The sequence below is a fragment of the Pseudomonas sp. BLCC-B112 genome (assembly GCF_028550695.1).
Taxonomy (GTDB): domain Bacteria; phylum Pseudomonadota; class Gammaproteobacteria; order Pseudomonadales; family Pseudomonadaceae; genus Aquipseudomonas; species Aquipseudomonas danubii.
The window spans coordinates 548,777-562,775 of the sequence record NZ_JAQQGK010000002.1 but is presented as its reverse complement, the minus strand read 5'-3'; the positions used below and the strand labels follow the sequence as shown (position 1 = coordinate 562,775).

The window sequence follows — 13,999 nt, the reverse complement described above, 5'->3', positions numbered from 1 at the left end:
ACCTTCTTCGAGGAATGCTTGTCGTTATTTGCTGTATGGCAGGGATAGCGGCAGCGGATGAAAAAAACATTCTGGTCACCAGCGGCAGTGATCGGGCTACTCCGATCGCGGTAGTGCCGTTTGGCTGGCAGGGCGGTAGCGTGCTGCCGGACGACATGGCGCAGATCATCGGTGACGACCTGCGCAACTCGGGTTACTACGCACCTATCCCCAAGCAGAACATGATCAGCCTGCCGACCCAGGCCAGCGAAGTCATCTTCCGTGACTGGAAAGCCCTGGGCGCGCAGTACGTGATGGTCGGCAGCATTGTTCCAGCGGGTGGTCGCCTGCAGGTGCAATATGCACTGTTCAACGTCGCCACCGAGCAGCAAGTGCTGACCGGTAGCGTGTCGGGCAGCGTCGATCAGTTGCGTGACATGTCGCACTACATTTCCGACCAGTCCTTTGAAAAGCTCACCGGCATCAAGGGCGCGTTCTCGACGCGCCTGCTGTATGTGACGGCTGAGCGCTTTTCGGTGAACAACACCCGTTACACCCTGCAGCGTTCGGACTACGACGGTGCGCGGGCCGTGACTCTGTTGCAGTCCCGCGAGCCGATTCTGTCGCCGCGTTTTGCACCGGATGGCAAGCGCATTGCGTACGTGTCGTTCGAGCAGAAGCGTCCGCGCATCTTCGTCCAGCACATCGACACCGGGCGCCGTGAGCAGATCACCAACTTCGAAGGCTTGAACGGTGCACCTGCCTGGTCGCCTGATGGCAGCCGCCTGGCATTCGTGCTGTCCAAGGATGGCAACCCGGATATCTATGTGATGAACATGGCATCCCGGCAAATCAGCCGTGTCACCAGTGGCCCGGGCATCAATACCGAGCCGTTCTGGGGTAAGGATGGTTCCACCATCTATTTCACATCCGACCGTGGCGGCAAGCCGCAGGTCTATAAAAGCAATATCAACGGTGGTGGCGCCGAGCGTGTGACCTTTATTGGTAACTACAACGCCAACCCGAAACTTTCTGCTGACGAAAAGACCCTGGTAATGATTCACCGCCAGGATGGTTTCACCAACTTCCGGGTGGCGGCTCAGGATTTGCAGCGCGGTAGCGTAAAAATCCTTACAGACACCAACCTTGATGAGTCAGCTACTGTTGCGCCCAACGGCACCATGGTAATCTACGCCACCCGCCAGCAGGGCCGGGGAGTCTTGATGCTCGTGTCCATTAATGGACGTGTGAGGCTCCCGCTTCCTACCGCTCAAGGCGAAGTCAGAGAACCGTCCTGGTCCCCTTACCTGAACTGACGCGGCGCTACAATGTTTCACTTAACACACTGGGGTTCATTAGGAGTTTCACGATGGAAATGTTGAAGTTTGGTAAGTTTGCTGCGCTGGCTCTGGCCATGGCTGTGGCTGTAGGTTGCTCCTCCAAAGGTGGCGACAACGCCGGCGAAGGCGCTGTTGATCCAAACGCTGGTTACGGCGCTAACACTGGTGCTGTTGATGGCTCCCTGAGCGAAGAAGCTGCTCTGCGCGCAATCACCACCTTCTACTTCGAATACGACAGCTCGGACCTGAAGCCAGAAGCCATGCGCGCTCTGGACGTTCACGCCAAAGACCTGAAAGCAAACGGCGCTCGCGTTGTTCTGGAAGGCAACACCGACGAACGTGGTACTCGTGAGTACAACATGGCTCTGGGCGAGCGTCGTGCGAAAGCCGTTCAGCGCTACCTGGTTCTGCAGGGCGTTTCCCCTGCACAGCTGGAGCTGGTTTCCTACGGTAAAGAGCGTCCAGTTGCTACTGGCCACGACGAGCAGTCCTGGGCTCAAAACCGTCGCGTCGAACTGCGTAAGTAATTCGTCATGCGAACGTGCCGTCGTGCTGTAACTATTTTGGCTCTCAGTCTCACGCCGCTTGCGGCGTGGTCTGCGGTTCCTGTGGTCGATAACAACTCCGGCTATAACAATAGCGGGAGCAGTTATCCGCCAGCGGGTTATGGCACGAACGGCGCCTATGCCGGGGGAGGGGTTACGACCCCTGTCTCGGCACAGGGCGAGCTGTTCCAGCAACTGCAGCAAATGCAGGAGCAGATTGCACGCCAACAAGGCGTGATCGAAGTTCTGCAAAATGATGTAGCGCGCATGAAGCAAGAAAGCCTGGAGCGATACCAGGATCTTGATCGGCGCATAGGAAGCGGTGTTGCACCTGCCGCGACTCCTGAGAATTCTTCTACCGGTGGCGATAGCAATGCCGCCGGTGCCGCCGGCGCTGCTGCCCAGGCACCAGCTGCCAGCAGCGAACCCGGTGATCCGGCCAAGGAAAAGCTCTATTACGATGCTGCCTTCGACCTGATCAAAGCCAAGGATTTCGACAAAGCCAGCCAGGCTTTCTCGGCATTCCTGCGCAAGTACCCCAACAGTCAGTACGCCGGCAACGCCCAGTACTGGCTGGGTGAAGTGAACCTGGCCAAGGGCGATCTGCAAGGCGCAGGTCAGGCGTTCGCCAAGGTTTCCCAGCTGTATCCCAAGCACGCCAAGGTGCCGGACTCGCTGTACAAGCTGGCTGATGTAGAGCGCCGCTTGGGTCATACCGACCGGGTCAAAGGCATTCTGCAGCAGGTGGTAGCCCAGTATCCGGGCACTTCCGCCGCTCAGTTGGCACAACGGGATCTGCAACGCATGTAAATGCGTTGGCGGCCGTTACAAGAAACCCGCGCTTGCCGCGGGTTTTTTCGTTAGAATCCATGCCCTTTTTTCTGAAACACGCTTCCTGGGATCTGCGCGATGGCGGGGTTCCTTGAAGTGCCTGACGGAGGCGGACAGCCTGTTTAGCTGTTACGCCCGTGGCGACTATGCAAGACACATTGAGAATCACCGAAGTTTTCTACTCGTTGCAGGGGGAAACTCGGACTGCCGGGCTGCCCACGGTTTTTGTGCGCCTGACCGGTTGTCCGTTGCGTTGCCAATACTGCGACAGTGCCTACGCCTTCAGCGGCGGCACCCTGCGTACTCTCGACAGCCTGCTGGAGCAGGTTGCCGATTTCCGTCCGCGTTACGTCTGCGTCACGGGCGGCGAGCCGCTGGCCCAACCCAATGCCATTCCCTTGCTCAAGCAGCTGTGCGATGCCGGTTATGAAGTGTCGCTGGAAACCAGCGGCGCCCTGGATATTTCGGCCGTGGATCAGCGCGTCAGTCGGATCCTTGATCTGAAGACGCCGGGCTCCAAGGAAGCTCATCGCAATCGCTACGAGAACATCGAGCTGCTGACCGCCAACGATCAGGTCAAGTTTGTCATCTGTTCCCGCGAGGACTATGACTGGGCCGTGTCCAAGCTGATCCAGTACGGCCTTGAGCGACGTGCCGGCGAAGTGCTGTTTTCGCCGAGCCACCACGACCTGAATGCACGGGACCTGGCGGACTGGATCGTCGCTGACAACCTGCCGGTACGCCTGCAATTGCAGCTGCACAAATACCTTTGGAATGATGAGCCGGGGCGCTGACATGACTGAGCAAGCACAGAACCAAACCTTGACCGAAAAACGTGCAGTGATCCTGCTCTCCGGTGGCCTGGACTCGGCCACCGTGGTGGCTATGGCCCGCGCCGAAGGCTACCGCTGCTACACCATGAGTTTCGATTACGGCCAGCGCCATCGTGCCGAGTTGCACGCTGCCGAGCGCGTGGCGCGGGATCTGGGCGTGGTGGAGCACAAGGTGATTGGCCTGAACCTCAACGGCATTGGCGGCTCGGCACTGACCGACAGTTCCATCGATGTGCCGGAAACTCCCGGTGAAGGTATTCCGGTGACTTATGTGCCGGCACGTAACACCGTATTCCTGTCCCTGGCCCTGGGCTGGGCGGAAGTCCTGGAGGCGCGGGATATCTTCATTGGCGTCAACGCCGTGGATTACTCCGGCTACCCGGATTGCCGTCCCGAGTTCGTCGAAGCGTTCGAGCGCATGGCCAATCTGGCGACCAAGGCCGGTGTCGAAGGGCAGGGCTTCCGTATCCAGGCGCCTCTGCAGAACCTCAGCAAGGCCGAGATCATCAAGGCCGGGGTGCGCCTGGGAGTGGATTACGGGCTGACGGTTTCCTGCTACCAGGCGGACGACAGTGGGCATGCGTGCGGTAAATGTGACAGCTGCCGTCTGCGTGCGGAGGGCTTCAATGCAGCCGGTATCAGCGATCCAACACCTTATTTTTGATTTTTTTCACATAGGGTGTTGAATTCCCGTTAGAAATCAGTATTATACGCGCCACCACACAGCGGGTCGTTAGCTCAGTTGGTAGAGCAGTTGGCTTTTAACCAATTGGTCGTAGGTTCGAATCCCACACGACCCACCATATTTGGCGGTTTAGAAAATCCGGAAGGCCCACGAAAGTGAGGATTTCCGGGTTTTTTTTTGCCTTGCAAAAACGTCCCTGCCGCGCTGCGATGGTTCAATTCACCAGCTCTCCCCACGACTCAAAGCCCCGTGTTTCTGTAACGACTGGCCTTTTGCCGGTAGCCCGACTCCTCCCTAAAAACCTTGATAAATTCAGGGGCTTTATCTGAATTCCCACTTTTTTTCAGTGGTTATCGCTTTAAATTCGAAATAATTGCGGGTCTCGTTGACAGTGCAAATGCCTCCCGCGTAAATCTTGCCGCCATTGCCGACAGGGGTTGCGTCCCTGGCAAGGAGAACACGTACCAGGGTCGGTAACTTCGCAACCAGCAGGGCTTTGCCCTGCCTGCACGAATCTGTCCCTGAGTATGTGCGTGAGTCACAAGCCCGGCTTACTCAAGGTGACAGGATGTTCACAGAAGCGGTTGCAATATCCGTTAAGCGCAGCGCCCCCTCCAGCCCTTCCGTTGTTCGTGGCAAGGGATGCTTTCTTTACGATGAGCAGGGTAAATCCTTTCTCGACATGTCCGGTGGCAGCGGCGCCGCCAACCTGGGTTATCAGCGCGATGACCTGGTCGAGGTCCTCAAGCGTCAATCCGAACTGCTGATTCATACCGGCTGGAACATCGACAACCCGCAGCGCCATGAAGTGGTGGCCAAGCTGGAGGGCCTGGTGCCCTACGCGCAAGCTTCGGTGTTTGCCGCGGTCACCGGTGCCGAGGCGATCGAGGTAGCGCTGAAAATTGCCCGCGCCGCGACCGGACGCCAGGGCGTGGTGTATTTCCACAACTCCTTCCATGGCAAGACCCAGGGCGCCTTGTCGGTGACCTCCAACCGCGGTTTTCGCAAGCACCTGGCCGGTAGCGACAGCCTGCAACTGACCGCCCTGGCCCTGGATTATGACGCCGACCAGGACCCGGCCCGAGCCGCCTTGTGGCGCGAGCAACTGGCCGAGCATCTGCGCCAGGCGCAGCAGGCCAATCGCTTGCCGGCGGCGCTGATCATCGAACCGATCCAGGCGGCGGAAGGCATGTACCCGGTGCCCCTGGCGTTGCTCGAAGCGATTGTCGAACTGGGCAAGACCTTCGGCGTGATCACCATCTTCGATGAGATCTACACCGGTTTCGGTCGCACCGGGACCCCATTTTTCAGCAACCCGCAGCTACTGCCGGACTTGCTGGTCCTGGGTAAGGCCCTGGGCAACGGCCTGCCGATTTCTGCAGTGGTGGGCCGCCCGGAGTTGGTGGACTGCCTGGGGTATGCCGAGCACTCCTCCACCTTCACCTTGATGCCCCTGGCCTGCGCCGTGGCCTCCAAGGTGCTGGACATCTATCACCAGGAGCAACCCTGGGAGTGGGCGGCGAGCAACGGCGCCTATCTGCGCCAGGCCCTTGAGGAACAGGGGGCGCAGGATGCGCGGGTGGTCAATGTGCGCGGTTGCGGCCTGATGCTCGCCTTCGATTTCGAGGGCCAGGGTCAAGGCGGTGATGTACTGGCCCTGCGCAACCGCCTGCTGGAGCACGGCGTGATCGTGCGCACCGGCGGACGCAATCCGGCGACGGTCAAGCTGACCCCGCCACTGAGCATCTCCCGGCAGGAAATCCAGGCATTCATGCAGACGCTGCAGGGCGTTTGCCGCTCCCTCTAATAACAACAAGGCAGGGATATCATGTTGCAGGCTTTTGCTCGCATGGCGGGTACCGATGTTGCAGGAATCATTGATGTCCAGGGCCGCCTTGGTTTTGCCGAGCTAGACCAGTTGCGCGAGGCTTTCAGTGCCGAATTGGAAGGGTTGCAGCAGCCGGTGGTGGCGTTGTATGCCAGCCATGGCCGGGCCATGTATGCGGCGCTGATCGCGGCCCTGTCCAGCGCCCGGCGCGTGGTGTTCATTGACCCGGCGAGCAACCTGGACGAACTGGCGCCGGTGCTTGAGCGCCTGGGCGTGAACCTGATCCTCAATGGCATGACGCGGCCCGGCGCGCAACTGAGCGCCTCCTTGGCGGTGCTTGATCTGCTGCAACTGCAGCCCCGGCCCGTAGCCCCTGGCCGTGCATACCCGCTGCGCTGCCAGGAGTACGTGATCTTCACCAGCGGCTCCACCGGCGAGCCCAAGGCCATAGTGCAGCGCATCGAGGCCCTGGGTCGGCACATCGACAACTACATCGGCTATGTCGGTATCGGCCCCGGGCAGCGTGTCCTGCAACTGGCTTCCGCTGGCTGGGACGCCGGCCTGATGGACATCTTTGCCAGCCTGAAGACCGGCGCCACCCTGTGCAGCCTCAATCCCCGGGAACATGACTTCGCCGCCGTCGAGGCAATGATCGCCGAGCACGACATCGACGTGCTGCACATGACCGTGCCCTACCTGCGAGCCTTCTACAGCGACGCCAGCGCCACTTACGCCCGGCCCAAGCGGTTGGTGATCGGTGGCGAGATCATCCACCCCTCGGACATCCAGCGTTTCAACCAGGCCTTTGCGCCAGGTTCGCAATTGTTCAACGCCTACGGGCCGACCGAGTGCACCACCGCGCTCTACGCCAGGATCGATCAGGGGCAGACCCTGCAGGACCCGACCTGGGCCCTGGATCGTCCGGTGGAGGGTGTAACCCTGGAGATTGCCCAGGAGCCGGGGCAGCCCTATGGCGAGGGCGTGGGTGAATTGCTGCTCTATTCCTCCCTGGTTGCCCGGCGCCTGGACCCGGCCAGCGGGCTGATCGTCGAGCTGACCCAGCCCAGCCCCATGGACCCGCAGCGCCCGTGCTACGCCACCGGCGATCTGGCGTGCCGCCTGCCTGATGGCGCCATTCGCCTGCTGGGGCGCAAGGACTCCATCGTCAAGGTCAACGGGCAGAAGGTCAGCCTGGTTCAGGTGGAGTCGGAGCTCAAGGCCCTGGCCCAGGTGCAGGAAGCCTGTGTGATCGCCCATCAGGCGGGGGATAACGTGGCCCTGGTGGCCTTTGTCATTGCCCGCGACTCCAGCCTCGACGAAGACCTGCTGCGTCAGGCCGCCAGGGCCGCGCTACCCGCGCACAGGGTGCCGGCGCGGTTCATGCTGGTGGAGCGTTTCGCCCTGAACCGCAATAACAAGATCGACCGGCAAGCGCTCGCGCAACTGGCCGCCAGTGCGATGGCACCAACGTCAACAGAGGCCGCATCGGAGCCTTTGTGGCAGGCCATCGGCCAGGTGCTCGGCGGGCAGAGTGCGGACCCGGCCAGGAGTTTTATCGACAATGGCGGTGATTCGCTGCGGGCCTTGCAGGTGGTCGCCACGCTGAAGAGAAAAGGTCTGGTACTGGACCTGGAAGAGCTGCTGTCGGATCAGGCGCTGGGGCGGTTGCAGCTTCTGCCAGCGAAGGCCAAGGCCCGTCCCGGAGTTTCCCGAGCACAGGCCATTGGCTTGCCCAATCGGCGTTTTCTGCTCAGCCGCGGGATCAGCGACCTGGACCACTGGAACCAGGCCCTGGTGCTGGATATCGCCGAAGGCGAGGAGCCAGGGCGGGTCAGCCAGGCGTTGCGGGCGATATTCAGCCATCACTTCATCGAGCACGGCGTGCAGGACCTCGGCTTGCTGCCCGCCACGACGGACCTGCAACAAGCCGTGGCCCAGACCTGCGCGACCATCTCCCTGAGTCAGGGGCAGCACTTGTGTTTCAGTCAGCAACAGGACGCCGATGGCCACCACCTGATCATTGCCGGGCATCAGTTCCACGTCGATCGGTACTCCTGGATGCTATTGGTTTCCGAGCTGGACGAATGCTTGGTACGGGGCCTGGAGTGCATGCAGCGCTGGGCTCGGCCAACGGCTTTCGAAGAGTGGCAGCAGACCTACCAGCGTGAGCATGCCGCTGCTACCCATGAGGCGTTCTGGGAGGCGCTGCCGTGGAGCCGCTGCGGGGCGTTGACGGAGCAGCCGCCCGAGTTTCCCCGGCGCGAGGCTTTTCGGCGTGTCGAGCTGTCGCTGGGGCCGGTCGGCGACCTGCCGCAGTGGGCCCAGGGCGTTGCCGAGACCAGCCAGCTGTTGCTGGCGGCGATTCTCCGTGCCATGAGCCAGGGCGACGACAACCCGTTCCAGAAAGTCCATGTGCTGGATCACGGCCGGGCCCTGGACAAGAGTGGCGCCGAGCTCAACAGCGTGTTCGGTTGGCTGACGGTGATCTACCCCCTGGTGTTGCAGATCACCAGCCTGGACCTGCAGGCGATTGCCGGCGCAATCAAGGCCAGCCAGCAGGCCAGCCAGGGGATCGCCCACAGTTTCGGCAACCGCTACTTCGCCACGCCCGAGGCCGAGCGGCTCAAGGGCCTGTTCGATTGTGGCTACAGCTACAACTTCCTCGGCGCCGTGGAGAACCAACCCGGGGCCCGGGTCGGCGTGCATCCCTTGAGCCTGCAGTTGATGCAGGGCAGCCCCAGCCATCACCTGGAGTTCACCGGCTACCTGGCTGCGGGCGAGCTGTTGCTGAAAATCGATTACGACCCGCAGGTCTTCGGCGTCGAGCGCCTGGAGTCGTTGCTGAGCGGAATCGTCACTGCCTTGAACTGGAGAAACCTCCATGAACGCCATGCCCGATAACAACAAGAAACCTCGTTTACTGGTTGCCGTGCTGATGTTTCTCGGTTGCCTGCTGATCTGGTCCACCAACTGGATCGCCATCTCCCTGCAGGTGGAGCGCAGCGACGTCGGCTCGTCGCTGATGCTGCGCTTCCTGATCGCCTATGGCGTGCTGTGGTTGTGGCAACGGCTGTTCGCCGGCCCCCGGCAACCGGAGGCACGCAAGGCCTACCTGCTGATGGCCACGGTGGGGGCGGTGTACTTCTATGCCGGCATTGGCCTGGCCTACCTGGCCACTGCCTACCTGGGCGCTGCGCAGATGGCCTGCCTCAGCGCCTTCGTTATTTTCTTCATCATCGGTCTCAAGCGGGTGTTCCTGCATGTGCCGGTGGCCTTGCATAACCTGCTCGGCGCAGTGGTGTGCATTGCCGGGTTGGGGGTGTTTATGCTTGGCGATCCGGGGCGGCCGCTGTCGCTGGCTGGGGTGGCTCTGGGGCTGACGTCCTTTCTGGCGGTGGCCATCGCCTCGGTGCTTTCCGAACATATCCAGAAGACCTTCCAGCTTGGCACCCTGCACATCAACAAGGTCGCGTCCGGCTGGGCCTGCGCCCTGTACGCCATCAGCCTGCTGCTCAGCGGCCAGGGGCTGCAGCTGCCCGCAACCCTGGCCGACCTCGGCATCCTGCTGTACCTGGGGGTGGTGTGTTCGGCATTGGTGTTCGTGCTGTTCATCGACCTGATCAAACGCATGGGCGCCGAAAACGCCGGCTACGTCGGCGTGCTGTACCCGATTGGTGCCAGCTACCTGTCGGCGTGGTTGGGGGAGACGCCCCTGAGCCTGCACCTGATGCTCGGCAGCGCCCTGGTGATGCTGGGCAGCCTGATCAACTTCAAGTTTCGCTACCACCCCGCCCCCAAGAAAGTGGAGTTCAGCTGAATGAGCAATGTACGGATACGCCAGGCAACCACGGACGATCTGATCGGTATTTTCGAGGCCCACCGCAACTCGGTAGAGCGCCTGTGCACCTCTGAATACAGCGATCAGCAGATCCGCATGTGGCTCGATGGGCGCTCGCCGGAAACCTACCGCGAAGCCGTGGAAAAGGGCTTGTTGTGGCTGGCCGAGGGCGAGCAGATCGAAGGTTTCGTCGAGCTCGACGGCAACGAGATCAGCAAGTTGTTCATGCGTGGCGACGGTGCCAGGCGCGGTATCGGCAGCCGCTTGCTGGAGGTGGCACTCGCTCGACTGCGGGCCAGCGGTGCCCGCTCCGCCTACCTGGAGGCGACTCTGACGGCCGAAGGCTTCTATGCCCATCACGGCTTCCAGAAGATCGGCGAAGGTACTTTCAGCCGAGGCAACAGCCCGGTCTCCATCGAAATCATCAAGATGGAACGCCCGCTTTGAGCTGACCGTCAGCGGCCACTTCAGCACTGCAGGTTCTGCCCGCCCCTGATTCGCAGGGGCGCGGCTGGCTGCACCCGGAAAACGGCACACGAGGCTTGTCCAAGATGACAGGGATGTTATTGAAACTAACGGTGCTCGATCAGAATCTGTGTGCCGGTTGCGGCGCCTGTGCCCTGGTGTGTCCAGAGCAACTGATCAGCTTCGACCCGGATCGGGTGGTGCCTTTGCTGGAGGGCATCGGCGACAGTTGCGGGAGTTGTACCGAGTGCCTGGCGGTGTGTCCGGGGTTGCAGCCGGATACCGATCGCGCCGAGCTGGAGCTGTTCGGTCGTACCCGCCGTGCCGATGAGCGCTGGCTGGGAATCAGCCGCCAGGCCATCGGCGCGCGCTCCACCGATCCGCAGATTGTCCAGCGCTCGGCCAGCGGCGGCACCGCCACCACCTTGTTGCTGACTGCTCGGGACCATTTCGCCGTGGACCTGACCCTGACCATGGGCCGTCACCCCGAGCAGGGCTGGCGCAGTGCCCCGCAGCTGGGCAGCGCCGCACAGGCGATCCTCAACAATGCCCAGTCCACCTACCAGTTGGCGCCTTACCTGAATGCCCTGCGTGAAGTTTACGAACAGCAGCCCAAGGCACGCATCGCCCTGGTGGGGCTGGCTTGCCACGTGCAGGCGATCCGCAAGTTGCAGTGTCGGGACACGGCCATCGGCCACTGGGCTCGCAGTCAGATCGTTTGCGTGATCGAGACCGCCTGTTCCTCCAACACCTTGCCGGCCGGCACCCGCAGCATCATCAGCGAAGTGCTGGGGCAGGACCCGCAACAGGTCCGCGGCATCAAGTACCGCGAAGGCGATTACCCCGGGCGCCTGCAAGTCACCCTGCTGGACAGCCAGACCTTCGGCATCGATTTCTGGGAAATCCTCGGCAAGCTCAAGGACAACAAGACCTTTCGCTGCCTCAGTTGCGGTGACTGGATGAGCGGGCTGGCCGACGTCAGCGTCTGTGACGGCGACCCGAACATTTTTGAAGCCAGCCTCAACGGCTCCCAGGAGCAGAAACACGGCCGTGCGCTGATCCGTACCGAAAGGGGCCAGGCCCTGGTGGACAGTGCGATCGCCCACGGCCGGCTGGAAAGCTGGGGCGTCGACCTGAGTGGCTTCAACCTCGGCCTTGAACGCAAGAAGAACCGCCGGCGCTTCTACGAAACCCAGCCGCTGGTGCTGCCCGCCGGGCCCGGCGTGGGCGACTTCTTCGACGACGAAGCGCTGGTGGACGACGCCGAACTGATCAACCCCGCCAAGTACAGGAGTACCCCATGATCGATTATCCGGACCGGCCCATCGATTTCACCCTGGACCGTGAACAGCAGGTCTGGGCCAACATCGACGACTACTTGCCGTCGGACAAGTCCATCAGCCACCGGATGATCCTGTTCGCTGCGCTGGCTCGGCACCCGGTGCGCCTGCGGGACTTGAATCGGGGCAAGGCGGTGACCCTGTTGCTCGATGCCCTGCAGCAACTGGGCCTTGAGGTCACGCCGGGGCAAGCGCCACAGACCCTGGAGATCAGCGGTGGGTTCGCCCAGGCAACCCATGATCGGCGGGTCGACCTGGGGCCCTCCAGCGCTGCGGCGCGGCTGTTGATCGGGATGCTGGTGGGGCTCAATGTGCCGTGCATCGTCGACGGCGACGAGACCCTGCGCAATCGTCCCTTCGACTGGATCGTCGAGCCCTTGAACCAGATGGGCGCCCACCTGGAGTACCTGGGCCGACCGGGAGCGCTGCCAATCCGCATTCATCAGGCGTCGTTCCAGGGCGGTGCGGCGCAGATCCGGATTGGCAGCGCCCAGGCCATCAGCACCTTGCTGTTTGCCGGGGTCGCGGCACGCAAGCCGATGTCGATCCGTTACCCGGTGGTGGCCCGGGATCACACCCAGCGCATCATCAACAGTTTTGGCGACTGGCTGCAGGACGAGCAGCTGCAGATCCACTATCAGCCCCGTGACTGTGCGATCCCCACCGAGATCAGCGTGCCCCGCGACCCATCGGCCATTGCCTATCCCGCGGCGCTGTTCCTGCTGTGCAACCGCCACCAGGAGCAGCAGTGCCTGAGCTTCGACAACCTGTGCCTGAACCCGACGCGCCTGGGCTTCTTCAACTGGCTGCTGGCCTGCGGCTTCAACCTGACGCTGGAAGTGGACAGCATTCGCCATGGCGAGCCGGTGGGGCGTCTGCTGCTGCGCGGCGGTGGCCGACCCAGGGCCCACGACTTGCGCGACAAGCATCAGTTCCACGCGATGATCGACGAGGTGCCGCTGGCCCTGGCCATCAGCTGCGTGCTGCCGGGAAGTGCGACCTTCAGTGACCTTTACGAACTGACCTTCAAGGAGTCGGACCGGATCGCCGCCACCCGCAGCATGCTCAATGCCCTGGGCCTGGACTATCGGGTCGAGGGCTACGACGTGCACGTGTCGGGCGGGCAGACACCGCGGGTGCAAGGGGCGATCCCGACCTTCGGTGACCATCGCCTGTCGATGACCGCTCACGTATTGCTGCTGGCCCACGGGCTCAAGGCCACCATCCTCGAAGGGCATTGCTACCAGACTTCCTTTCCAGGGTTCGCCCAATGCCTGGATCGCCTGACCGGACGGGAGGCCTGATGCGCGCCGATTGCTACACACTCACCGCCTGTGGCGCCAATGGCGTGATCGCCCTTGAGGCGCCGCTCGCCGCACTGGCGGCCACCGAAGTGCGGGTGGCGGTGGACTATTCCATGGTCAGCCCGGGGACCGAGCGCCACTACCTGCAGCAGGTTCGCGAGACGGGCGAGCAGTTGCCACTGGGCTATTGCGCGGTCGGGGTGGTTCACGCAGTGGGGGCCAAGGTTGCAGGCTTGCAACCGGGGGACCGGGTGGTGGCCATGGGCTGGAAGATCGCCACCCATTCCAACTGGATCCAGGTGCCGCAGCGCCTGGTGTGCAAGGTGCCGCCATCACTGACTCAGGACCAGGCGATTCTCGCCACCCTGGGCGCCACGGCCGTGCATGCGGTGGACCGTGCGCAATTGCAGGCGGGGGAACAGATCCTGGTGGTGGGCATGGGCCTGGTGGGCAAGATGCTCGGCCTGGTGGCGGCCTGTCATGACGCGCAGATCTGGGTGGCCGACCTGAACCCGGCCGCCATCGATCCGGGCCTGCCGGTGCGGGTGCTCGACCTGCTGGCCGAGCCTGGGGCGATGGCCGGGCGCTTCACCCGGATCTTCCTGTGCATCGATGGCGATATCAGCGCCTTGTTTCCGCGCTTGCTGGCCCTGCTCAATCCGGAGGGTAACGGGCAGACCCGTTCGCGGCTGGTGAATGTCGGGCGAGTCAGCCTGACCCTGGAGCTCTCGCCGCAAATGGGCAACATCGACATCGTCAACGTTTCCCGCTGCGGCAACGGTTATCGCGACGACGCTTACCATCATGGCCTCAAGAACGTGCAGTGTCCGTTAGGAGAGGCCACGGTTGAGCGCAACATCGCGCGTTGCCTCGACTATCTGGTGACCGGCAAGGCCTGGCTGGAGCACTTGCGGCGAGTCGAGATGGACCTGGAGCAGGCGTTGCAGACCTACAACTCAGAGGCGTTCTTCGCCCCTGGAATCAACCTGATCAAGCACAGGGACGATTAAC

General features: G+C 62.3%; 12 protein-coding genes and 1 tRNA gene. All 13 read left to right on the top strand.

Going from position 1 to position 13,999, the window contains the following annotated elements:
- Positions 1 to 14 precede the first annotated feature (14 nt).
- The 13 genes from tolB (at position 15) to PQT43_RS08135 (ending at position 13,998) form a co-directional block, all read left to right on the top strand.
- Entirely contained in the window at positions 15 to 1,295 is a 1,281-nt protein-coding gene (tolB, locus tag PQT43_RS08195) for a Tol-Pal system beta propeller repeat protein TolB (RefSeq protein WP_170001676.1), read from the top strand.
- Between the two features lie 53 nt (positions 1,296 to 1,348).
- Positions 1,349 to 1,846, top strand: a complete 498-nt coding sequence (gene pal, locus PQT43_RS08190) for a peptidoglycan-associated lipoprotein Pal (protein WP_003227510.1) — start codon at positions 1,349 to 1,351, stop codon at positions 1,844 to 1,846.
- Between the two features lie 6 nt (positions 1,847 to 1,852).
- Positions 1,853 to 2,674, top strand: coding sequence for a tol-pal system protein YbgF (gene ybgF, locus PQT43_RS08185; RefSeq protein WP_272753689.1), 822 nt, complete (start codon positions 1,853 to 1,855; stop codon positions 2,672 to 2,674).
- A 167-nt stretch (positions 2,675 to 2,841) separates the two neighbouring features.
- A complete protein-coding gene (gene queE, locus PQT43_RS08180) occupies positions 2,842 to 3,489 on the top strand; it encodes a 7-carboxy-7-deazaguanine synthase QueE (RefSeq protein ID WP_102860562.1) in 648 nt (215 codons plus the stop codon).
- 1 nt (position 3,490) lies between these two features.
- Positions 3,491 to 4,192 carry a 7-cyano-7-deazaguanine synthase QueC gene (gene queC, locus PQT43_RS08175; RefSeq protein ID WP_102880687.1) on the top strand — a complete coding sequence of 234 codons (702 nt, stop codon included), beginning with the start codon at positions 3,491 to 3,493 and terminating at the stop codon, positions 4,190 to 4,192.
- A gap of 63 nt (positions 4,193 to 4,255) precedes the next feature.
- Positions 4,256 to 4,331, top strand: a tRNA-Lys gene (locus PQT43_RS08170).
- A gap of 450 nt (positions 4,332 to 4,781) precedes the next feature.
- Entirely contained in the window at positions 4,782 to 6,020 is a 1,239-nt protein-coding gene (locus tag PQT43_RS08165; protein WP_272753688.1) for an aspartate aminotransferase family protein, read from the top strand.
- A 21-nt stretch (positions 6,021 to 6,041) separates the two neighbouring features.
- Complete coding sequence (locus PQT43_RS08160) at positions 6,042 to 8,942, top strand: AMP-binding protein (protein ID WP_272753687.1); 2,901 nt, start codon at positions 6,042 to 6,044, stop codon at positions 8,940 to 8,942.
- Complete coding sequence (locus PQT43_RS08155) at positions 8,923 to 9,858, top strand: DMT family transporter (protein ID WP_272753686.1); 936 nt, start codon at positions 8,923 to 8,925, stop codon at positions 9,856 to 9,858. The genes PQT43_RS08160 and PQT43_RS08155 overlap by 20 nt, the downstream gene beginning before the upstream one ends.
- Entirely contained in the window at positions 9,859 to 10,326 is a 468-nt protein-coding gene (locus PQT43_RS08150; RefSeq protein WP_102860567.1) for a GNAT family N-acetyltransferase, read from the top strand.
- 113 nt (positions 10,327 to 10,439) lie between these two features.
- Positions 10,440 to 11,648, top strand: coding sequence for a Coenzyme F420 hydrogenase/dehydrogenase, beta subunit C-terminal domain (locus PQT43_RS08145; protein WP_272753685.1), 1,209 nt, complete (start codon positions 10,440 to 10,442; stop codon positions 11,646 to 11,648).
- On the top strand, positions 11,645 to 12,988 hold the full coding sequence (locus PQT43_RS08140) for a 3-phosphoshikimate 1-carboxyvinyltransferase (protein ID WP_272753684.1): 1,344 nt from the start codon (positions 11,645 to 11,647) through the stop codon (positions 12,986 to 12,988). Before PQT43_RS08145 ends, PQT43_RS08140 begins: the two co-directional genes overlap by 4 nt.
- Complete coding sequence (locus PQT43_RS08135) at positions 12,988 to 13,998, top strand: zinc-dependent alcohol dehydrogenase (protein ID WP_253084636.1); 1,011 nt, start codon at positions 12,988 to 12,990, stop codon at positions 13,996 to 13,998. Before PQT43_RS08140 ends, PQT43_RS08135 begins: the two co-directional genes overlap by 1 nt.
- Position 13,999 lies beyond the last annotated feature (1 nt).

Bases quoted from the DNA above. Each gene is read 5' to 3' on its own strand.
- tolB (WP_170001676.1), top strand. From the start codon at position 15: ATGCTTGTCGTTATTTGCTGTATGGCAGGGATAGCGGCAGCGGATGAA.
- pal (WP_003227510.1), top strand. From the start codon at position 1,349: ATGGAAATGTTGAAGTTTGGTAAGTTTGCTGCGCTGGCTCTGGCCATG.
- ybgF (WP_272753689.1), top strand. From the start codon at position 1,853: ATGCGAACGTGCCGTCGTGCTGTAACTATTTTGGCTCTCAGTCTCACG.
- queE (WP_102860562.1), top strand. From the start codon at position 2,842: ATGCAAGACACATTGAGAATCACCGAAGTTTTCTACTCGTTGCAGGGG.
- queC (WP_102880687.1), top strand. From the start codon at position 3,491: ATGACTGAGCAAGCACAGAACCAAACCTTGACCGAAAAACGTGCAGTG.
- PQT43_RS08165 (WP_272753688.1), top strand. From the start codon at position 4,782: ATGTTCACAGAAGCGGTTGCAATATCCGTTAAGCGCAGCGCCCCCTCC.
- PQT43_RS08160 (WP_272753687.1), top strand. From the start codon at position 6,042: ATGTTGCAGGCTTTTGCTCGCATGGCGGGTACCGATGTTGCAGGAATC.
- PQT43_RS08155 (WP_272753686.1), top strand. From the start codon at position 8,923: ATGAACGCCATGCCCGATAACAACAAGAAACCTCGTTTACTGGTTGCC.
- PQT43_RS08150 (WP_102860567.1), top strand. From the start codon at position 9,859: ATGAGCAATGTACGGATACGCCAGGCAACCACGGACGATCTGATCGGT.
- PQT43_RS08145 (WP_272753685.1), top strand. From the start codon at position 10,440: ATGTTATTGAAACTAACGGTGCTCGATCAGAATCTGTGTGCCGGTTGC.
- PQT43_RS08140 (WP_272753684.1), top strand. From the start codon at position 11,645: ATGATCGATTATCCGGACCGGCCCATCGATTTCACCCTGGACCGTGAA.
- PQT43_RS08135 (WP_253084636.1), top strand. From the start codon at position 12,988: ATGCGCGCCGATTGCTACACACTCACCGCCTGTGGCGCCAATGGCGTG.